The sequence below is a fragment of the Acidihalobacter aeolianus genome (assembly GCF_001753165.1).
Taxonomy (GTDB): Bacteria; Pseudomonadota; Gammaproteobacteria; order DSM-5130; family Acidihalobacteraceae; genus Acidihalobacter; species Acidihalobacter aeolianus.
Window position 1 is genome coordinate 1702971 of sequence record NZ_CP017448.1, and the last position, 18449, is coordinate 1721419.

Annotated in this window: 23 protein-coding genes and 2 pseudogenes; 14 read left to right on the forward strand and 11 right to left on the reverse strand. The window is 60.3% G+C overall.

Annotated features, from left to right (window positions below):
• Window positions 1–2: 2 nt before the first annotated feature.
• Window positions 3–950, forward strand: coding sequence for a YbgA family protein (locus BJI67_RS07790; protein ID WP_070072559.1), 948 nt, complete (start codon window positions 3–5; stop codon window positions 948–950).
• Between the two features lie 50 nt (window positions 951–1000).
• Here the strand turns inward: BJI67_RS07790 and BJI67_RS07795 are convergent, their stop codons facing one another.
• From BJI67_RS07795 to BJI67_RS18385, 7 genes and pseudogenes are all read right to left on the reverse strand, one after another.
• Window positions 1001–1912 (reverse strand): DMT family transporter, encoded by a 912-nt coding sequence (locus BJI67_RS07795; RefSeq protein ID WP_070072560.1) that lies wholly within the window; start codon window positions 1910–1912, stop codon window positions 1001–1003.
• 156 nt (window positions 1913–2068) lie between these two features.
• Window positions 2069–3592 (reverse strand): thioredoxin-like domain-containing protein, encoded by a 1524-nt coding sequence (locus BJI67_RS07800; protein ID WP_083250744.1) that lies wholly within the window; start codon window positions 3590–3592, stop codon window positions 2069–2071.
• The gene (locus tag BJI67_RS17945; protein ID WP_231940820.1) at window positions 3589–3876 is read right to left on the reverse strand and encodes a DoxX family protein; all 288 of its coding nucleotides are present in this window, start codon (window positions 3874–3876) and stop codon (window positions 3589–3591) included. The genes BJI67_RS07800 and BJI67_RS17945 overlap by 4 nt, the downstream gene beginning before the upstream one ends.
• Window positions 3877–4058: 182 nt before the next feature.
• Window positions 4059–4247 carry a hypothetical protein gene (locus BJI67_RS07810; RefSeq protein WP_156782074.1) on the reverse strand — a complete coding sequence of 63 codons (189 nt, stop codon included), beginning with the start codon at window positions 4245–4247 and terminating at the stop codon, window positions 4059–4061.
• A gap of 167 nt (window positions 4248–4414) precedes the next feature.
• Window positions 4415–6517: pseudogene (locus tag BJI67_RS07815) on the reverse strand (Tn3 family transposase); the annotation flags it as partial.
• A 2-nt stretch (window positions 6518–6519) separates the two neighbouring features.
• A complete protein-coding gene (locus BJI67_RS18380) occupies window positions 6520–6630 on the reverse strand; it encodes a helix-turn-helix domain-containing protein (protein WP_456236526.1) in 111 nt (36 codons plus the stop codon).
• Window positions 6631–6722: 92 nt separating this feature from the next.
• Window positions 6723–6773: pseudogene (locus tag BJI67_RS18385) on the reverse strand (hypothetical protein); the annotation flags it as partial.
• A gap of 128 nt (window positions 6774–6901) precedes the next feature.
• Between BJI67_RS18385 and BJI67_RS07825 the strand changes: the two are divergent.
• From BJI67_RS07825 to BJI67_RS07845, 5 genes are read left to right on the forward strand one after another with little or no spacing between them, the layout of a single operon-like run.
• A complete protein-coding gene (locus BJI67_RS07825) occupies window positions 6902–7273 on the forward strand; it encodes an ArsR/SmtB family transcription factor (RefSeq protein WP_083250745.1) in 372 nt (123 codons plus the stop codon).
• 38 nt (window positions 7274–7311) lie between these two features.
• Complete coding sequence (locus BJI67_RS07830) at window positions 7312–7545, forward strand: SHOCT domain-containing protein (protein ID WP_197512888.1); 234 nt, start codon at window positions 7312–7314, stop codon at window positions 7543–7545.
• Window positions 7542–8144 carry a class I SAM-dependent methyltransferase gene (locus BJI67_RS07835; protein WP_070072563.1) on the forward strand — a complete coding sequence of 201 codons (603 nt, stop codon included), beginning with the start codon at window positions 7542–7544 and terminating at the stop codon, window positions 8142–8144. Before BJI67_RS07830 ends, BJI67_RS07835 begins: the two co-directional genes overlap by 4 nt.
• Before the next feature lie 12 nt (window positions 8145–8156).
• Entirely contained in the window at window positions 8157–8441 is a 285-nt protein-coding gene (locus BJI67_RS07840; RefSeq protein WP_070072564.1) for a carboxymuconolactone decarboxylase family protein, read from the forward strand.
• 43 nt (window positions 8442–8484) lie between these two features.
• A complete protein-coding gene (locus tag BJI67_RS07845) occupies window positions 8485–8877 on the forward strand; it encodes a hypothetical protein (protein WP_070072565.1) in 393 nt (130 codons plus the stop codon).
• Between the two features lie 214 nt (window positions 8878–9091).
• Here BJI67_RS07845 and merR read toward each other — a convergent pair whose 3' ends face one another.
• Window positions 9092–9517 (reverse strand): Hg(II)-responsive transcriptional regulator, encoded by a 426-nt coding sequence (gene merR, locus BJI67_RS07850; RefSeq protein ID WP_070072566.1) that lies wholly within the window; start codon window positions 9515–9517, stop codon window positions 9092–9094.
• Between the two features lie 90 nt (window positions 9518–9607).
• On the opposite strand from merR, the gene merC reads away from it, so the two are divergent.
• The 6 genes from merC to BJI67_RS07880 all read left to right on the forward strand — a co-directional run bounded on the left by merC (window position 9608) and on the right by BJI67_RS07880 (window position 14475).
• Window positions 9608–10042 carry an organomercurial transporter MerC gene (merC, locus tag BJI67_RS07855; RefSeq protein ID WP_038094069.1) on the forward strand — a complete coding sequence of 145 codons (435 nt, stop codon included), beginning with the start codon at window positions 9608–9610 and terminating at the stop codon, window positions 10040–10042.
• Window positions 10043–10067: 25 nt separating this feature from the next.
• Entirely contained in the window at window positions 10068–11711 is a 1644-nt protein-coding gene (merA, locus tag BJI67_RS07860; protein WP_070072567.1) for a mercury(II) reductase, read from the forward strand.
• Between the two features lie 35 nt (window positions 11712–11746).
• Entirely contained in the window at window positions 11747–12427 is a 681-nt protein-coding gene (gene merB / locus BJI67_RS07865; RefSeq protein WP_070072568.1) for an organomercurial lyase, read from the forward strand.
• Window positions 12428–12440: 13 nt separating this feature from the next.
• Complete coding sequence (locus tag BJI67_RS07870) at window positions 12441–12860, forward strand: MerR family DNA-binding protein (protein WP_070074036.1); 420 nt, start codon at window positions 12441–12443, stop codon at window positions 12858–12860.
• Window positions 12861–13260: 400 nt separating this feature from the next.
• Entirely contained in the window at window positions 13261–13842 is a 582-nt protein-coding gene (locus BJI67_RS07875; protein WP_083250746.1) for a peroxiredoxin family protein, read from the forward strand.
• Window positions 13843–14022: 180 nt separating this feature from the next.
• The gene (locus BJI67_RS07880; RefSeq protein ID WP_070074037.1) at window positions 14023–14475 is read left to right on the forward strand and encodes a hypothetical protein; all 453 of its coding nucleotides are present in this window, start codon (window positions 14023–14025) and stop codon (window positions 14473–14475) included.
• Between the two features lie 249 nt (window positions 14476–14724).
• Here the strand turns inward: BJI67_RS07880 and BJI67_RS07885 are convergent, their stop codons facing one another.
• The 3 genes from BJI67_RS07885 to BJI67_RS07895 all read right to left on the reverse strand — a co-directional run bounded on the left by BJI67_RS07885 (window position 14725) and on the right by BJI67_RS07895 (window position 17105).
• Window positions 14725–15414 (reverse strand): haloacid dehalogenase type II, encoded by a 690-nt coding sequence (locus BJI67_RS07885; RefSeq protein ID WP_070074038.1) that lies wholly within the window; start codon window positions 15412–15414, stop codon window positions 14725–14727.
• A gap of 306 nt (window positions 15415–15720) precedes the next feature.
• Window positions 15721–16275 (reverse strand): carboxymuconolactone decarboxylase family protein, encoded by a 555-nt coding sequence (locus tag BJI67_RS07890; protein ID WP_070074039.1) that lies wholly within the window; start codon window positions 16273–16275, stop codon window positions 15721–15723.
• 248 nt (window positions 16276–16523) lie between these two features.
• On the reverse strand, window positions 16524–17105 hold the full coding sequence (locus BJI67_RS07895) for a TetR/AcrR family transcriptional regulator (protein WP_070072570.1): 582 nt from the start codon (window positions 17103–17105) through the stop codon (window positions 16524–16526).
• 431 nt (window positions 17106–17536) lie between these two features.
• Between BJI67_RS07895 and BJI67_RS07900 the strand changes: the two genes are divergently transcribed.
• Window positions 17537–17887 (forward strand): ArsR/SmtB family transcription factor, encoded by a 351-nt coding sequence (locus BJI67_RS07900; RefSeq protein WP_070072571.1) that lies wholly within the window; start codon window positions 17537–17539, stop codon window positions 17885–17887.
• 79 nt (window positions 17888–17966) lie between these two features.
• Window positions 17967–18437, forward strand: a complete 471-nt coding sequence (locus tag BJI67_RS07905; RefSeq protein ID WP_156782075.1) for a hypothetical protein — start codon at window positions 17967–17969, stop codon at window positions 18435–18437.
• The last annotated feature ends 12 nt before the right edge of the window (window positions 18438–18449 follow it).

The following is an 18449-nucleotide window of genomic DNA, read 5'->3' on the forward strand; positions in this document are numbered from 1 at the left end:
GCGTGACGGCACCGGCGACGTCCGCACGTCCTCGCATCGGCATCAGCAGCTGCCTGCTCGGCCGACCTGTACGCCACGACGGCGGTCACAAGCGCGACGCCTATCTCTGCGAGGTTCTGGGCTCGGTTTTCGAGTGGGTGCCCGGCTGTCCCGAAACGGCCATCGGCCTGGGTATACCGCGCAAGCCGATCCATCTGCGCCGATTCGGCGAGCGCATCCGCGTGGTCGAGGTCGACGATCCGGCACACGATGTCACCGATGCGCTCGCTGACGAGGCCGCACGCAGCCTGCAGACCGTGGTCCCACTGGCCGGTTATGTGCTCAAACAGGGCTCTCCGAGCTGCGGCCTGCACGGCGTCCGCGTGCACGACCGCGAAGGCACCCATCCGGCACGCGAGGGCAGGGGCGGATTCGCCGCCGAACTCGCGCGGCTCGCCCCTTTGCTGCCTCTGGCCGAGGAAACGCAATTGCATGACCCACGCCAGCGCCAGCACTTCATCTGGCGCGCATTGGCCTACCACCGCTGGCAGCAGCTGGCGGAAGATGGGATGCGGCCACGCGATCTCGTCGACTTTCATACACGGCACAAGTACCTGCTGATGGCACACGATCAAGAGGCCTACCGACGCCTGGGCCCGCTGGTTTCCCAGGCCGGAAACTCGGGTTCGTTTAAAGAATTATCAAATAATTATATAGCATTGTTCATGTCGACTATGAGAAATGTTGCCAGCCCGGGACAGCATGCGAACGCCCTGCAGCACATGGCGGGCTACTTCAGCGACAGTATCGAGGCTCACGACCGAACCGAACTGGGTGAGGCTATCGAGGCCTACCGCCTCGCGCAATTGCCGTTGGCCATGCCCGTCGCCCTGCTGCGCCACCACCTGCGACGCCATCCCCAGACGCACCTGGAACAGCAGCTCTACCTCGACCCGACCGCCTTCATTTAGGGCCATTCACACGATGGGACGGCGGCTCGCACCGCAGTAAACCCAAGGGATCAGACGTCAGAAAACGCGGGCCGGCGCGCTGCGCGCAGTTTGCGACGATCCGCATACCCGAGATAGAGTGCCAGCGTGCCGACCACGACGGCACCGCCGATGAACATGGCATCCGTGGGTCTTTGCCCGGTACCCAGCCAGACCCAGCCGGGACCGAGCACGGTCTCGACGAGCATGACCAGGCTCACGTTTGCGGTGGTCGTATGGCGCGTGGCCATGGAGAGCAGGAAGAACGAGATCGGCAGGATGAGCACGCCGGTAAAGACAATGGCCCAGACGTCGCCATGCCACACTGCAACGGGCCCGACGATACCCAGGGAAACCGCACCGGCCAGCAACGCACCACCGCCATTGGCAAGGAGTATCGGCACGCCCGGATTGCGCCGCAGCGACACGAAGTTGAGCGCGACGAACAAGGCGACGGCAAGTCCCGCAACGGCGCCGAGCAGCGCCTCCCGGCTGCCCATCGTCGAGCCCGAAGTGCCGCCGAACACCGCGATGCCGATCCCGCCGATCACCATCACCATCGCCAGCCAGGTCGAGGCATGGGTCTCCTCGCCCAGCAGCAGATAGGCGAGGATGGCGGAGAACACCGGGACGGTCGCGACACCGAACAGGACGACCGAAACCGGCGCCTCGGCAATGGCGTAGCTGAACAGCACGGCGCCGGCGAACTGGCACAGGATCACGGTGATGCCGCTGCTGGAAACGAGTCCGCGCAGATCGTTGTGCCATACATGGCGGCGAAACACGACCCAGGCCCCGATGAAGACGGCACCCATCAACAGACCACGCCAGGCAATCATCTCCAGCGCTCCCATCCCGGACCAGCGCATGAACAGGGTGTCCGGCGTGAGCACCAGCGCGCCGCAGAGGGCGAGGAAGAGTCCGAAGCTCGGATGGCGGGTCATGGGAAGCCTGCAATGCCTTGAATGACAGGCTACCCAGCGTACCCTTTCGGTCACCGCTTCGCCAGCCGTCCATGCGCGTCCGTAGCCGCCGTCAGGCCAGGGCGGCATACGGACGCATGCGCATCATCATGTGGCGGCTCGACAGGCTCGGCCGTATCAGGGCGCAGTCGGCGCGGCCAGGCCCTGGATCGGCCAGGGTTTCATCCTGCCGTTGCGCGTATCGATCTCGACCAGCCGATTGGCGTTGGTATCGGCCACGAGCAGGCGTTGCGGCCCGAACACCGCGAGCCCGCCGGGCTGCGCGAGCCCGTGGGCAAGGGTGGTCACACGCTGGGTTTTCAGGTCGAAGCGGCGGATGGCGTCGTTGAAGGTGTCGGCGATGTAGAGGTTGCCGTCCTGGTAGGCGAGGCCCTGATCGTGCTGCAACAGAGCCTTGGCTGCAGGCCCGTCGCGCAGACCGAAGTCGAACAGACCGTGGCCGATGAGCGTGCGCACGTTCCGGTCGGCAATCTGCACGACACGCACGGCGGAGGATTCGGGATCGGCGACATACAGTCGACCCTCGTGATAGGCGAGGCCGCTGCTCTGCGCGAAGCTTGCCGACGCAGCCGGGCCGTCAGCGATGCCCTCCATGCCGCTGCCGGCAAACGGCCCGATGCGTCCGCTCCGCAAATCCATGCGCCAGACCTGATGATCGCCGGCCATGGCGACGTACAGGCTGTCGCCGACCACTTCCAGCCCCCACGGCGAATTCAGCGGCGCCTCAAGGGCAGGCTGCATACCGGTTACGCCATAGGCCTGTCGGCCGTTGCCGGCGACGGTCGTCACCGTGAAATCGCGCAGATCGATGCGCCGGATCAGCTGGTTGCCGGTATCGGCCACGTACAGCTCATTGCCGGAGAAGGCCAGACCCTGCGGGCCGTCGAAGCTGGCCTCGGCCGCTGCCCCATTGGCGGCACCCACGCTACCGCTGCCGATCACGTGCAGCACGCGCCCCTCGCGATTCAGCACGACGATGCGGTTGTGTCCGGTGTCGGCAACCGCCACATAACCGCCGTCCACCGCCACCTTGCCCGGCTGCAGCAGCGGCGTATCCGGCATCTGCATGGGTTTGAGCGGGAGATGCGTCGAGGTCTGTAGCGTTCCCTCGCGTCGCGCGGCCCGAACTTCCTTGAGTACGGCGGCCCGGATGCTGGCGTACTGACCTTCGCCGATGAATCGCCCAACGACCTGGCCGTCCGGCCCGAGCAGCACGAAGGTCGGCCAGGCGAAGACGCCGTAGCGGCGCCACAGGCGCATGCCCTTGTCGGTGACGATGGGATGATGGATGTCGTAGCGACGGATGAATCCATCGATCGCACCCACACCCTGCGAGGCCTCGAATTTCGGGGAATTCACGCCGACGACCACCAGATCGCGGCCGAATTCGCGCGACAGCTTGGCCGTATCCGGCAGCGTATGGATGCAGTTGATGCACCCCGGCGTGAAGAAATCGAGCAGCACGAGACGGCCCTTCAGATCGCCCGCGGTCAGCGGTCGGCTGACGTTGAACCAGGGTGCTCCGGTCGGAAATGTCAGACTCGGCGCGGCAACGACCGGAATGGTCATGCTGGTCAGCATCAAGGCCGCCAGCCAACGCAGCAGTCGTCGGTGTGTTCCGGCCAGTGAAATCGCGCTCATTGCATGGACCTCCTCGCCGAATGAAATTGCCGGCCGCCTGTCCGCCAACGTCGCAAGAGGGCGTCGAGCGACAGAACGCCAGGGCCGTGCAGCAGGGTGACCAGCAACATCAATCCCCGCACTTTGTGATCGGTGAAACCGGTCGGCCACAGCGCCGGATAGGACACCACGACGATGATGTTGTAGACAAACAGGAAGCCGGCCGCAAACCGCGTACCGAGGCCCAGGACCAACAGCACGGGGAACGCCAGTTCGATGCCGGTGGCGAAATAGGCCGCAAACACCGGGGGGGAGCAGGGGTACGTGGTACAGGTACTCGAACAGATATACGGTCGAATACATGCTTTGGATTTTGACCATGCCGGCCCGCCAGAATACTTCGGCGACCCACAGCCTCAGCAGCAGGTCCGCCAGCGGGGACGCCTTGTTGAGGATCGCGGAAATGCGCGCATAAACGTCGACGGATTTATCGAGGATCATGATCTTCTCCTGTTTGGGGCACGCATAAGACCCCGTACGCCAGCATCTGCGACAGGCTTTGCGCGAAATCGAAATCGGGATGTAACGCGAGCGTTTCATCCAGCGCATCCGCGAGGGACGCGCCTTGGTCGACGAGAACCAGCCAGCGATAGTCGGGTTCGCCCAGCGACAGCACGAATACCTCTTCGCCTGGACGCGTCACGAGCAACGGCGCCGCTTCGAGCGTGTCGAGGTCGAGCCCTTCTGGGTGACGTTGCAGGTCGAGCGCAAACGACCAGATCTCGGCTGCGGCAAATCGCGGACTCAGCAGTCGGGCGGCCGGTATAAGGGCCAGCCCAGGGTCGACTTACCGTGCTTCAGGCTCACCTGGCCGGCCGCTTGGCCACGGCCACCGGCCTTGAAATTCTGGCCGTCCGATGACGACGTTGTGCCGTCGCCCCAGTAGGCGGCGAAGGGTTGGCGGAACTGGGCGTTGACCAATTCGGCCAGACCCGCCGAATAGATTTCGTTTCGGATGTGCCACGCCTGCAACCACGTCAGCTTGGCGTAGGTCACTCCGGGGCAGGACTCGGCCATCTTGGAGAGGCCCAGATTGATGACGTCGGCCAGGATGGCCCTTAGCAGCAGATGCTGGTCTTCGGCTGCCGTGCCACTCTTGAGGTGCTTGAAGTGGCGGCTGAAGCCGGTCCAGCCATCGACTTCCAGCAGCAGTTCAGTGATCTTCAGGTGCGGCAGCAAGCTGTATGCCTGCTGTATCAGCACCTCGGCCTCGCCGGGCACGGCATTGTCCAACGGAGAAATCTTGATTCGCCCGGTGCTGGTGATGGCCGCATCGGGCAGTTCGTTGGCGGCGGCCAGCCGCTCGACTGTCGCCAGTTGCTCTTGCAGCACCGCAAGCAGGGCTTCCAGAAAGCGTTCGCAGCCGGTATCGACGGCCAGGCCCAATTCACGCTGGTCGCGTTGCGCCGCGAATCGCGGCGGCGGCAACAGGTAGTCCTCGAAGTCCTTGAACTGGCGCGAGCCCTGCACCCAGATGTCGCCGGAGCGCAGTGAGTTCTTCAGTTCGGACAGCACGCACAGTTCATAGAAGCGCCGATCCAGCCCATCCTCCGTGCGTACCAGATTTTCCCAGCGCTTGCGCACGAACGACGTGGGTACGTCGTCCGGCACCTTGCGCGCCTGACGTTCGTTCATCCCTTTGAGCACTTCGACGCCGGCCAGCAGCTCACGCGCGGCCGGCGCGGCCTCCATGATCAGCGCCTCCAGCAAAGTTGGTGTATAGCGCCGGAGCTGGGGAAACCGTCACCAACCAAGGCCAGGAAATCGAAGTCTTCAGGCCGGGCCAGCGTCTCCGCTTCGGTAATGCTTTCACTGAATGCATCCCAGGGGATGATCGCCTCGATGGCGGCGAACGGATCGCCGCCCGATTGCTTGGCTTCCAGCAGAGCGCGGCCGATGCGCGAGTACAGCCGCACCTTGTCGTTGATCGCTTTGCCGGATTGCTGGAAGCGGTCAGCATGGTTGCGTTTGGCCTTGCTAAACAGTGAACCCATGAAACGGTCGTGGAGATCGATGATTTTGTCGATCAGCGTGGCGCGGGTGTCGAGGATCACCGCGACCAAGGTTGCATAGCGACGGTTCGACTCCAGATCGCGCAGGTGCTGGGCTGTCATCTGTCCGCCTTCGCGGGCGAGCTTCAGCAGACGGGCGTGTTCCAGGCTGTCCGGCAGCGCCAGGTCGCGAACGGTTTTTAGTCGTTCCAGGTGGGCCAGCACATGCTTGGGCTTCGGCGGGCCGGGCGGCTGGCGTAGCCAGATCAGTCCGCTGCTCTTGGTGCCCTCGCGGATCGCCAGCAGGTCATCGAGCGCGCGGCGGTGGAAATCGGCGAGTGGCGCGGTGAGTGCTTCATAAACCTGGCGCGTGCCCCGTGTCAGCGCCTCGCTGCACACGCGCTCGATGACATCGACGGTCGGAAGGATGATGCGTTGCTGACGCAGTAACTCGACCAGCCCTTCAGCCAGCACGATACCCCGGTCGGTCTGCTGGACCAGCTCGGCGAGTTGGTGGACGAAGTGCCGATAGTCGGCGACAGCGAACGGCGTCAGCTTCAGCCACGCCTGCAACTCCAACAGGTGCTCGCGCCTCGTTTCCGGCCGCTGCGCATACTGCAGCCAGATGTCCGGTTCGATACGCAACTGGCGACCGGCGATGTTCAGCAGGGAGGGAGGCGGGTGGCTTCGCGTCAGTCGGCAGGGCAAAGCCTGGATAGCGCAGGTAGCACAACTGCAACGCGAAGCCGAGACGGTTGTGGCTGCCGCGCCGCTGACGGATCACCGACAGGTCGGGTTCGGCGACGGTGTAATGTTGGATGAGTTCGTCGTCGGTGGCCGGGAAGGCCAGCAGGCCGGTACGCTCGGTGGGCGTCAGCAAATTGCGGCGCGGCATGGTCAGTCATCCGTCTTCAGGTATTGATACAGAGTTTCCCGGCTGATGCCAAACTCGCGGGCAAGCTGCGTCTTCTTCTCGCCAGCCGCAGCGCGACGCCGCAACTCATCCACCCGCTCCGGCGCGAGTGCCTTCTTGCGGCCCGGTAGGCCCCGCGCTGCTTGGCGAGCGCAATGCCTTCGCGTTGCCGCTCGCGGATCAAGGCCCGTTCGAATTCGACGAACGCGCCCATCACCGACAGCATCAGGTTCGCCATCGGCGAATCCTCGCCGGTGAAGGTCAGACTCTCCAGGATAGGGGGTGCCTTATCTTGACATGCCCGTTTCAAAGTATCGGCCCATAATATGAGTTGCGATTTATATGTATAGATACTAATATACTGCTATGAAATTTCCCGATCATAACCAAGAGCAGATCATTCCCGCACTCAAGGTGCTCGGTGAGCCGAACCGCCTGCGTATCCTGTACGGGCTCGGCCTCGAATGCCGTCCGGTGACGGACATCATCAACGCAACGGGCCTGGCGCAAACCAATGTCTCGTTCCACTTGCGCGTGCTGCGCGAGGCGGGATTCGTTCGCGCCGAGCGGCGCGGAGCGTTCATCTATTATTGCCTCGCCGACCCGGAACTGCTGCGCATCCTGCATGACCTGATACGTTGGCTGGACGCGCGTCAGACGCCAGTCGCGGGACTGTCCGATCAATCCAGCCACCCAGCCGACCCCAAATCGGCGTTGGCAGAAGCCGAGGAGGTGTAATCATGTGGCCTTATGGACCGTGGGGAGGGTTTCCTTTCATGTGGATATTTCCGCTGATCTTCCTGGTCGTGATGTTGATCTTCCTCTTCCTCTTCATCTTCCGCGGCGGCCGCGGAGGCGGGAATGGGCCTATGTGCGGCGGATGGGGAATACGTGATGAAGGAATGCGTGATAAAAAAGAAGCAAGCGCAAAAGAGATTCTCGACCGGCGTTACGCCCGTGGGGAAATCAGCCGGGAGGAGTATCGGCAAATGAAGAAGGAACTCGAATGATGATTCAGGATCGATTGTTTCCGGCCACGGGGATGCCCGACAGGAACTGGTGGCATGCCTTATGGCCAGACCCCGATGGCGTCGTCAGAGCCTTGCGCATCGAGTCTGGAATGACGGTCGTTGACCTGGGCTGTGGATATGGTTATTTCACCGCCGCCATTGCCCGGCAGGTCGGGCCGGGGCGAGTTGTCGGATTCGACCTTGACTCTGAGATGCTTGAGCAGGCGCAAGCGGCTTGCGAAGGAATGGCGAACTGCGACTGGCTGCTTGGGGACGCCATGGAGTTGAGTCAACTGCTTGGCGCGTCGGTGGACTATGTATTGATCGCCAACACCTTCCACGGCGCGCCGGACAAGGCGGCGCTGGCTCGTGAGGTCGCTGCGGCCTTAAGGCCAAACGGCCGCTTTGCCATTGTCAATTGGTATCCGCTGCCACGCGAAGAGACCACCGTCCTAGCCCAGCCGCGAGGGCCGAGTACCGAACTGCGCATGTCGCCGGAACAGACCCGTGAGGTGGTCGAGCCGGCCGGTTTCACGTTGGAAACAGTGATCGAGTTGCCGCCCTTCCATTACGGGGCAATCTTCGTCCGCGCGAACTGATTCAGAACAGGAGTGAACCATGGCCACAATCACGACGAAATCATCGAACACTACAACCGCTTTCACGCAGCCGTCTACGGTCCCGAGGGCGCATTGGACCGGAAGACCCGTCACCTGATCTGTCTCGGCGCGACACTGGGTGCAGGATGCGAATTCTGCACGAAATACGCCCTCGGTGTGCTCAAGGAACTCCAGGCCAGCGATGCCGAGATCGACGAGGCGATCAGTGTCGCCATGACCGTGGGCGCGAGCAACGCGAGGTTGCTAGCCAAGAAAGTTCGGGGTGAAAACCCATAGAACCCGCAGGAACAACTGAATCATTCACCACAGGAGACTCAACATGGAACCGAAAGACCAGGACACCAAAGCAGGCAGCGAATCGCAGCCAGGGCAAGGCGGCGGGTTCAATCCGATGGGCATGATGAAAAAGAAGATGGAGAAAATGATGTCCGGCATGATGACGCCGGAGGATATGCCGCGCATGATGCAAACCATGATGGACAGCATGTTCAAGGAGATGAGGACTGAGGATCGAGTGGACTTCATGCAGAACATGATGCCGCGCTGCATGTCCATGATGTTCTCGGAACTGGAGCCCGATGCGCGTCGGACACTGGCCGAGGCGATGCTTCAGCGCATGATGGACGAGTTGAAAGGGCAACGCGATGCGGCGGCTCCAGGTGCGGGCACCGCCGAAGGCACTGCTGCCGCCGCCGGGCCTACCAAGGAGTAATTACCTGAGCACGGATGTAGCAGGTAGCACCAGACTTTTCTCTGGCATCATTGACAGGACAGCCTGCCCTTGGGTGGGCTGTTTGCAGCATGGGGCTGAGGAAGGATAGCTTAACTTACGATTTTTTCCGTTTCGTGAGCTGACCCCATCAAGCTTGCGTCCGTTTAATGTCTCCATTCCTAAATCATATTATGTCGGGATATCAATGTACTGCTTAGTAAGGCGCGCCCACCTCGTCTTCGTGTAGCGCCGCGATCAACGGACAGGCGACTTTCTCATCACCCTGCCGGCACTGTTCGAGCAATTTTGCAAGCGTTGCCTCGATCCGGTGCAGATCCTGTAGCCGCGTCCGCACATCGTTTAAGTGCTGGGCCGCCAATTCGGCCGCCGCATCGCATTGCATCCCCTCATCGAGTCGCAGCAGATGGTGGATTTCGTCAAGGCTGAATCCCATCCGTTGCGCCGACTTGATGAATTTCACCCGCGCAACATCCTCGGCTGAGTAGTGCCGAATACCCCCTGGCGGGCGAGGCGGTTCGCGCAACAAGCCCCTGCGTTGGTAGAACCGGATCGTCTCCACGTTGACGCCGACCCCTGCGGCCAGTTGTCCGATGGTCAATGCGGTAGCTATAGGTTCCATTGGCCTTGACTCCGTACATTAGTACGGCAGTAAGTTTAGCCTACCGGAGTCCACCAAGCACTTACGAATCGTCACCCAGGAGGTTCTGCCATGTCCGTCATCACCCGTATCGTCGACAAAACCGGTGTCATCGGCGCCATCGTCGGCAGTTTCAGTTGTGCCATGTGCTTCCCGGCAGCCGCGAGCTTGGGGGCTGCGATCGGATTGGGCTTTCTCAGTCACTGGGAAGGCCTGTTCGTGCATTGGCTGATTCCGATCTTCGCCAGTGTGGCGCTATTGGCGACCCTGGCGGGTTGGTTCTCGCACCACCAGTGGCAGCGCACGCTGCTGGGATCGATCGGTCCGGTGCTGGCGCTGATCGGCGTGTTTGGGCTGACCCATCATTTCCTCGCCAAGGATCTGGCGAGAGGGATTTTCTATACGGGTCTGATCGTCATGTTCCTGGCCTCGATCTGGGACATGATCAATCCGGCCAACCGCCGCTGCGCAACGGACGGCTGCGAAACGCCCACCCAACATGGCTAATCACGAGAATCCTTTGGAGAACAGTATGACCCAGAACGCAATCGCTGAACTCGCTATCACCGGCATGACCTGCGACAGTTGCGCCGCGCATGTGCGCCAAGCGCTCGAAGGCGTCCCCGGGGTACGCGAGGCCCAAGTGTCCTACCCGGATGCCACGGCCCGAGTTGTGCTGGAACGCGAGGTGCCCATGCAGCAGTTGACCGAGGCGGTGGTGGGAAGTGGTTATGGCGCGCAGCCACGGAATGAGGACACCATTGCCGCGAGTGACGGGCAGGTGTTGCACATTGCCGTGATCGGCAGCGGCGGTGCGGCCATGGCCGGCGCGCTCAAGGCCGTCGAACGGGGCGCACGCGTGACGCTGATCGAGCGCGGCACCATCGGCGGCACGTGCGTCAATGTCGGTTGCGTACCGTCCAAGATCATGATCCGGGCCGCGCACATCGCGCATCTGCGGCGCGAGAGCCCCTTCGACGCCGGCCTGCCGCCCAGCCCCTCTGACGTACTGCGCGGCCCCTTGCTGGCTCAGCAGCAGGGACGTGTCGAGGAACTGCGGCACGCCAAGTACGAAGGCATTCTGGAAAGCACACCGTCTATTGAGGTCCTGCATGGTCAGGCGCGGTTCGTCGATGCACGGACCCTGCACGTAGCGCTCAACGACGGCGGCGAGCGCGTAGTTGCCTTCGACCGCTGCCTGATCGCCACCGGCGCGCGTGCCACCATCCCGCCCATCGCCGGACTGGCCGACACGCCTTACTGGACCTCGACCGAGGCGCTGGAAACCGACGCGATCCCCCAACGCCTGGCCGTGGTCGGTGCGTCGGTGGTGGCCGTGGAATTGGCTCAGGCCTTCGCTCGTCTGGGCAGCCAAGTCACGATCCTTGCCCGCCATACCCTGCTGTCTCAGGAAGACCCCGCCATCAGCGAAGCGCTGGTCTCCGCCTTCCGCAGCGAGGGCATCGAGGTGCTGGAGCACACCCAGGCAAGCCAGGTCACCTACGCCGGAGACGAGTTCGTGCTGACGCTGGGCAAGGATGAGTTGCGCGCCGACCGGCTGCTCGTGGCCACCGGGCGCAGCCCGAACACGCAAGAGTTGAATCTGGAGGCGGCAGGTATCAAGACCGACCCACGTGGCGCCATTGCCGTGGACGATGGCCTGCGCACAAGCGCTGGTCAAATCTTTGCGGCTGGCGACTGTACCGACAATCCGCAGTTCGTCTATGTGGCCGCAGCCGGCGGCACTCGTGCGGCGATCAATATGACCGGCGGCGAAGCGCGACTCGATCTCTCCGCGATGCCGGCCGTTGTGTTTACCGATCCCCAGGTGGCCACCGTGGGGCTGAGCGAGCAGGAAGCGCAGGCGCAGGGCATCGAGACCGATACCCGCATGCTGACCCTCGACAATGTGCCGCGGGCGCTCGCCAACTTCGATACTCGCGGCTTTATCAAGCTGGTGGCGCACGCCGAAACGGGGCGCCTTCTCGGCGTGCAGGCAGTCGCCGCGGAAGCAGGCGAACTGATTCAGTCGGCGGCGTTGGCGATCCGCAACCGCATGACGGTGCAGGATCTGGCCGATCAGCTCTTCCCCTACCTGACCATGGTCGAGGGGCTCAAGCTGGCCGCGCAAACCTTCACCAAGGACGTCAAGCAACTGTCGTGCTGCGCCGGGTAAACCACAGCGTCCGTTGGAGTGAGGATGTATAAGGCATGATCCGACATCAAGACGACGAAAGCCGGCTGCACAGTAGGCAGAAGGTGGAAGCGGCCGCTGCCCGCTTGCGTGATCGCTTTCCTCTGGAAAGTGGGGTGATGGCCTTGTCGAGTCACGCCCTTGAGGATTATCGCCGTCTGATCGATCACTGGTGCGATACCGCAAGCCCGCTAGCAACCGATGTGCTTAGCCCGGAGAGTCTGTATGCCTTACTGGCCATCGACGCCGTAGTTGATCAATCCGGGCAACTCGGCTGTTACCCCTTCAGCGTCTTGCCGACAGGCATACAGGTCCAACTTGGTGACCGTTCGGTTCATGCCATGTGTGCGATCGACGCCTTGGCGGTTTCGCGCGTCAGTGGCCAAGCGAGCCAGATTGTTGCCCCATGCGCCTTGTGCGATACGCAGTTGGCTCTCGGGATGCACGCCAACGGTAGCTTACACGAGGTGATGATGTATGAGGCGGCGGTCCTCTGGACCGACGAAACACAGGGAAGTTGCGGTACGAACGCGTGCTGCAACACCTTATGCCCGAGTATTCGTTTCGTCTGCCGCAGTTGCGCCGAAATAGAAAGCAAAAAGCATGAGAGTGACATTTTTACAGTTCCCCAGGCTGCTGTGGTTGCCAACGCTTTTTTCGGATTTCAGGCAAGGCTGCGTGGTCTGGAGATTGGATAGGGTGGACATGCGGATGAACACGGGCGAGAAGCATCCCACGTGGACGATCGGACGGCTGGCCGCTGCTGCCGGCGTGCACGTGGAAACCGTCCGCTATTACCAGCGGCGTGCTTTACTGCCCATCCCGTCACGCGTTTATGGCAGCATCCGTCGATATCACCAGGAAGATCTGGACCGTCTGAATTTTATCCGCCACGCACAGCAGGCCGGGTTCAGTCTGGATGAAATTGCCGAGCTGCTTGCCCTGGGAGAAAAGCGTTGTCACGAAATTCAAATGATCGCAGAAAGGCGTTTGCACGAGGTGGGTACGCGGATCGAATCTCTGCATCGAGTAAAACACCAGCTGTCCGGGTTGATCGACGCGTGCAAGCGAGGAGAAGAAATGGATGCGCCGATCGATTGCCCGCTGTACCTGAGAATCAGGGAGGACTGAACCAATGTTGACAAACTGGCAGGCCAGTCACGGCGGTTTGAATGATGTTTCGCTGCGAGCAGGTTAATGAGACGACGGTCAGCGATAAACAAACTGTCGACCATTTGTTTAACGCCCGCACGCACAATCTGTCGGCCCGCCCATCTAAAACGAACACTCTGGATCACTGCAATCGTGGGTTCCTGGCTCACGCTGTTTAATTTGGGCGGTCGGCTGATGATCGGCGATATCAGTGCCTGGATCTGGTTGAAAATCATACTGAATTATCTTACACCCTTTGTCGTATCTAATTTAGGGCTGCTGAGCCACCGAGCCTGACGTCAATGAATCCGGACCGGTTCTCGAAAACGAATAGCATTCTGGCCAAACGAGCTATTGATCCACGGAGCAGACAATAAGCATGCGTAAGAAATCCATCATGATTTTATTAGGGTTGTCGATCTTGATCGGGGTGTCGGGGTGGGTCAGTTGGAAATTCTCGGGAGCACCATCGACCGTGCGCTCTCAGACATCAACACGCACTCAAACATCGATGCAATTCCATCCCGTGCCCGCCCCGGATGTTTCATTTGAAGTGGCGGGGAAGAAAACATCGATCAGCCAGTACGCGGGACACAAAATCATGCTCTGGTTGTTTTCGACATGGTGTGGCAGTTGCGAGGCTGGACTCAAGGCGCTGGCCAAACATCGCCAGGAGTTGGCGCAGGATGGCGTGACTTTGATCGTATTGGATAATTACAAGAACGATGGATATCCGGGTCTGACAACCGATGAATTTGTGCAAAAGGTCGCGCCTGAGTTGGAAAACGCATCTGGCTGGATATTCGGGACAGCGAGCAAAACGCTTGCCGAAACGTACAATCCGAAAAGGTTTCCTGACATCTACTTTCTGATCGACAGCAAAGGGCTGATCCAGGCGATCAGCGGTTCTCCAAACGTCACTATGCAGAAAATACTTAGGTTTGCGAAAACAGGTCAATAGCGCGAAGGTATGAGGTTTGTATAAGGAGTTAAAAAATCGCAGACGGGATGAAGTGCGGTCATAGGTTATCCCTTGATTCGATCTATATGTTCTTGCCTGGAGAATGCGCGCATGTTGTATGAACTTGCTACTACGCTCAAACGCCTCTGGACGGAACCTGTTGGGCGATGGACTGTTCTCATGGCCTTCATCGTCCTGTTCCCGCTCTATGCCGTCACCTTGCCAGCCTCCCTGACCGGTGGACATATCGGCTGGGACAGTCTGCGCCTGCTCGCACCAGGGCAAGCGGTATTTGCCTTTTGCCTGGCGGTCTTGCTCGCACTCACGCTGGCCACGATGGTGCTATTGATACGCCATGGGCAACGTGCCAGCAAGAGTACTGGGATAGGTGGCGCCCTGGTCGCATTCTTCGCGCCACTGCTGTGCTGTAGCCCCCTAATTCCCTTGGGCTTGGGAGCCTTGGCCGTCGTTTTCCCGGCCGTGGCGGGATTTGCCCCGGGGATCATCCAAGGGTTTATCGCGACCCACGAATTCGAAATCGAACTGTTTGCGGTGGCATTGAGCTTCATCGCCTTCTGGCAAAACGCCAGGAAGCTTGCGCGTGGCCCGGTTTGTACTGCTCCACACACCTGAGCGAAGCGTAACAGTCTCATCACGAGTTCTTAAGTTGTGCAAAATTAATCGGGTATCCAGAAGATCGTGTTGATTTGAAATGACGCTGCGGGCTGTCTCTCGACTCTATAAACCGGAATATTGTGTGTATTGGATTATCCAAAAGATAATTGGACACCTCATATCTAAAAACAATTACACCTTGCACGATGGGCCCGGAGTCTGGTCTTGCAATCAGGCGGAGAGCTGACACCGTTTCGTTTGAGCCCATCAGATGTCTCTGGCGATAATTGCTCGGGCAATCGCCAGCAAGTCCTTTTCGACTACATCCGGCTGTCCGCCAACCCATAGGGCAGCGTTGCCCGGGCGTGTCACCAAGGCAGCCTTCCAACCCGCGGCCAAAGCTCCCTGAGTGTCCCAAGTATGGGCGGCGACGAGCCGCAAGGCTGAGGCCTCGGTACGCAATGCCGATGCGACGTAGCTGTAGGTTTCGCCAGCAGGCTTGAAGCGCTTCACGCCATCGACAGAGAACTGCGCCTCGAAATAATACGACAACCCGGCTTTGGCTAGTACCGCCTTGCCCGCCTCGGGGGGCGAGTTGGTCAACGTGACCATGCGGAACCCCGCCTCGCGAAGCATGTCTAGCGCAGGCGCCGCGTCCTGGTGCGCGGGAAGACGGGCCATGTGGTCCTTGAACTCATCGACGCCGGGTTCCGAAAGCTCGACGCCCCGGATCGTCCCGACCATGCGCAGTACCGCCACGGCAAGCTGGCCAAACGGCACGTAACCACCCGTCAAGGTCAGTGACTGGGCATAGAGGATCAATTCTGCAAACCATTGGCGCATGACCTGCGCATCGCCAAAGGTACGCGCGAAGAACGGGCTGAGGGTTTCAATGTCCAGCAGGGTTTCGTTGACGTCGAAGACGATCACTTGCTGGCGATGTTGCGATGGATTCATGGCGCTTTCCCCGATGGGCGAGATGATGCCTGCCGGTGCCTGCCTGGTGCCGGACACGTACATGGGAACCTGCGTTCTTCCATCTGCGCTCCCGCAGACGGGCCGCGGTTTGACGGACAATCTAGGGTTTGTGAAAACTGTGCAATCCGCCCATGAGCATGAACGTGCCGATGAGTCACCAACGGATATGTCATCGACGTCCATGGTGCGCCCATCGTGCGGCTGATTGATCAATATGGCCGCCACGCCGCCAGACACGGGTGTCTGACGGCGAGCGCTTCGGACAGTTGATTATTCTCGGCCGCTTCAGGCCTTCTTCTGCCAGGCGAACTTGCGGAACGGTGGATCGACCGGCGTATTTGCCAGGTGATTGGTGTAATTGGACATCACCTTCTGGGAAACGCCGAGCACCACCTCGAGAATCTGACGCTTGGTGAAGCCGGCGTCCAAAAAGGCCTGCACCGCGCTTTCGTCCACGTTGCCACGGCCACGCACCACGTTCAACGTAAAGGTGCGCAGGGCTTCCAGATGAGCATTGGGCAACGCCGTTTCATTGCGCAGCGCCTGGGTGATGGCGTCGTCCACACCCATGCTCATGGCGATCCCGGTATGCGCCGGTACGCAGTAGTGGCAGCCGTGCTCGACATTGACGGTTTGCCAGACGACCGTCAGTTCGTCCTTGTCGAAGCTGGAATTTGCGAACAGCTCGTGGACGGTCTGGTACGCCTCCAGCAGGCCCGGCGCTTCAGCCATGACGGCGTGCAGGCTCGGGACCATGCCATAGGCAGCTTTCGACTTGGCAAGCAGCTCCTTGCTGCCTTCGGGTGCGTTGGTTTCGTCGTACAGCGTGAAATCGGTCATGGTCATTTCCTGTTGCAGTTCGGGTGGTGTTCATCCACGGCAGTGGATGGGTGATGGTTTCCTGCGGGCGGGGCGGTCGCTTTTTCCAGCAGGCGGTTGTTTGAGGCTTCTTGCGCGGCGGCGATGGGTTGCAGAATCGGTGCCTGTTTAGACCGTGCAGTTAAAATATAGATAGTTTAAACTGATCGGTCAACACCGGGGCTGGCCTGGACCCGGGGGTTCACATGGGAAGATGATGGCGACGGGTGTCAGTGCAGCAGGCGCTGTGCCTGGGCGGCAATGGCCTTGAGTGTCGATGCGTCGTAGACGCCGCGGCCAAGCAGGCGGATGGCGACGACCATTGCAAGCAGTCCCTTGGCGGTGGTCACCGGATCGAGGGAACCGGGGACTTGCCCACGCGCCTGCGCGACCTCGATGCTGCGTCGGAAGAACGCCTCGAATTCGCCCATACCGTGCTTCACGATGCGCTTGACTTGATCGTCATGCATGGCCAGATCAAGGGAGGTATTGACGAGAAAACAGCCCTTCCTGTCCATATCGGCAACAGTTTCCGACACAATGAAATCAAACAGTGTGGCAATGGCTCGCGTCGGATCATCCAGCGCCTCCATGTCGGCTAGGATCGTGCGCCGGTTCTCCCGGTCGTATTTTTCCAGCGCCTTGACGAACAGTTGACGCTTGCCTCCAAAGGCATTGTAGAGGCTGCCACGCGCTATGCCCGTGCCGGCGATGAGATCGGCCATGGAGGCCGTCTCAAAACCCTTGGCCCAAAAAATATTCATCGCCTTGCCGACGATCTTGTCTTCGTCGAATGACTTTTCCCAGGGCATGACGCATCACCTTCGTCTACTTGGATCGTTGAGGAGACTAGTATGTCTGGAACGATCGATTCAACCCAGCGGGGGATGGAAGTGGCACCATAACTCGGCCCCCGTCCAGCGGATCATGAGCGTCTGTCTTCCCGTTGCCGGGGACGTCGTTGTGGGCACAGGCGTCAGGGATGCATTCGGCGCTCTCTGGCTGGCCCCGCCACAAAATGCACGTCGACACGAAGCTTAGTTTAGCAAGCATGCATGATTGAAAGACCAGACCTCGTGTCGTTAGCAATATACATGCTTGATTGCAGGACCCCATTATTCTTCCGCGGTGAGATACAAATTGGCAGAAGAATCGTGCCAATCAAGAAACGGAAGTTTGTGTGTATTGGGCTATCAAAAAATATGATTTCTTATATTTCAACTAATGGTGTAATATTGAATACATGGATGAAGACGCTTACGTTTCTCAGAAGCTCGCAGCACTTGGCCATCCAGCTCGACTGAAGATGATCAGGCTGTTGGTGCAGGCCGGGCCTGATGGCATCGCGGCTGGGAAATTGGGCGAGGCCTGCGGCCTTGCCGCCAACGCAGTGACATTTCATCTGCAGAAATTAACCCATGCAGGGTTGATCAAGAGTCGACGCGAGGGACAGTTCATCCTGTACAGCGCCCAGTTCGACACCCTACTGGATATGACCCAGGCGCTGACCGGAGCTTGCTGTGCTGATTCCCAAGACAAATGTGGCGAACGCTGTCCCACCACGAAAGCAGCGAGCCGAGCTATCGAGTACTGATTGAGAGGTGGTGTCACCGGCTTTTGGGAACCACAGACTCGCACGCCTCATGCCAGAGGCATTCACCGAGAGAGCTAACATGGAATCACCGCGCACGATGGCCTCCAGGGACTGGGGCAAAGCAATTGCCGTCGGTCTGATCAACGGGATCGCCCTGGCTGCCATCCTCATAGCGACCCTGAAAAGCGGCATTTCGCCGATGCCAGCCCCGTTGGGCCTGCTCTTCGCCGACACGCTCTTTGGCCGGCATCTCCCGGTCCCTGTCGGCATCGCGTTCCATCTGGCCTATGTCACCTTCTGGTCTGTCGTATTCATTGTGTTTTTCAGACCCAGGCTGGCGTTCTCCAGTGTGGTGCTCTTGGCCGCTGGATTGTGGATTTTCGCACTCCTCGTTTTCGTGCCATTCGTCGGCTGGGGGTTCTTTGGCATGGCCGTCGGACCCCGCATCGCTATTGGGCTTCTGATCAATCATGCCCTGTTTGCGTTATTCCTTTGGGGCTTGAGCAAAGCCTTCTTTCGAGATGAGCGCCGTCCTGCCGAAAATGTTTGAAGCCTGTTATGG

What these genes read in the sequence shown, in the direction of transcription:
- BJI67_RS07880 (WP_070074037.1), top strand. Translation starts at nt 14,023, where the DNA reads ATGGCCTTCATCGTCCTGTTCCCGCTCTATGCCGTCACCTTGCCAGCC.
- BJI67_RS07795 (WP_070072560.1), bottom strand. Translation starts at nt 1,912, where the DNA reads ATGACCCGCCATCCGAGCTTCGGACTCTTCCTCGCCCTCTGCGGCGCG.
- BJI67_RS07905 (WP_156782075.1), top strand. Translation starts at nt 17,967, where the DNA reads ATGGAATCACCGCGCACGATGGCCTCCAGGGACTGGGGCAAAGCAATT.
- merB (WP_070072568.1), top strand. Translation starts at nt 11,747, where the DNA reads ATGATCCGACATCAAGACGACGAAAGCCGGCTGCACAGTAGGCAGAAG.
- BJI67_RS07895 (WP_070072570.1), bottom strand. Translation starts at nt 17,105, where the DNA reads ATGCCCTGGGAAAAGTCATTCGACGAAGACAAGATCGTCGGCAAGGCG.
- BJI67_RS07845 (WP_070072565.1), top strand. Translation starts at nt 8,485, where the DNA reads ATGGAACCGAAAGACCAGGACACCAAAGCAGGCAGCGAATCGCAGCCA.
- BJI67_RS07835 (WP_070072563.1), top strand. Translation starts at nt 7,542, where the DNA reads ATGATGATTCAGGATCGATTGTTTCCGGCCACGGGGATGCCCGACAGG.
- BJI67_RS07875 (WP_083250746.1), top strand. Translation starts at nt 13,261, where the DNA reads ATGCGTAAGAAATCCATCATGATTTTATTAGGGTTGTCGATCTTGATC.
- merC (WP_038094069.1), top strand. Translation starts at nt 9,608, where the DNA reads ATGTCCGTCATCACCCGTATCGTCGACAAAACCGGTGTCATCGGCGCC.
- BJI67_RS07885 (WP_070074038.1), bottom strand. Translation starts at nt 15,414, where the DNA reads ATGAATCCATCGCAACATCGCCAGCAAGTGATCGTCTTCGACGTCAAC.
- BJI67_RS07825 (WP_083250745.1), top strand. Translation starts at nt 6,902, where the DNA reads ATGAAATTTCCCGATCATAACCAAGAGCAGATCATTCCCGCACTCAAG.
- merA (WP_070072567.1), top strand. Translation starts at nt 10,068, where the DNA reads ATGACCCAGAACGCAATCGCTGAACTCGCTATCACCGGCATGACCTGC.
- BJI67_RS07870 (WP_070074036.1), top strand. Translation starts at nt 12,441, where the DNA reads ATGAACACGGGCGAGAAGCATCCCACGTGGACGATCGGACGGCTGGCC.
- BJI67_RS07830 (WP_197512888.1), top strand. Translation starts at nt 7,312, where the DNA reads ATGTGGATATTTCCGCTGATCTTCCTGGTCGTGATGTTGATCTTCCTC.
- BJI67_RS07890 (WP_070074039.1), bottom strand. Translation starts at nt 16,275, where the DNA reads ATGACCGATTTCACGCTGTACGACGAAACCAACGCACCCGAAGGCAGC.
- BJI67_RS07800 (WP_083250744.1), bottom strand. Translation starts at nt 3,592, where the DNA reads ATGAGCGCGATTTCACTGGCCGGAACACACCGACGACTGCTGCGTTGG.
- merR (WP_070072566.1), bottom strand. Translation starts at nt 9,517, where the DNA reads ATGGAACCTATAGCTACCGCATTGACCATCGGACAACTGGCCGCAGGG.
- BJI67_RS07900 (WP_070072571.1), top strand. Translation starts at nt 17,537, where the DNA reads ATGGATGAAGACGCTTACGTTTCTCAGAAGCTCGCAGCACTTGGCCAT.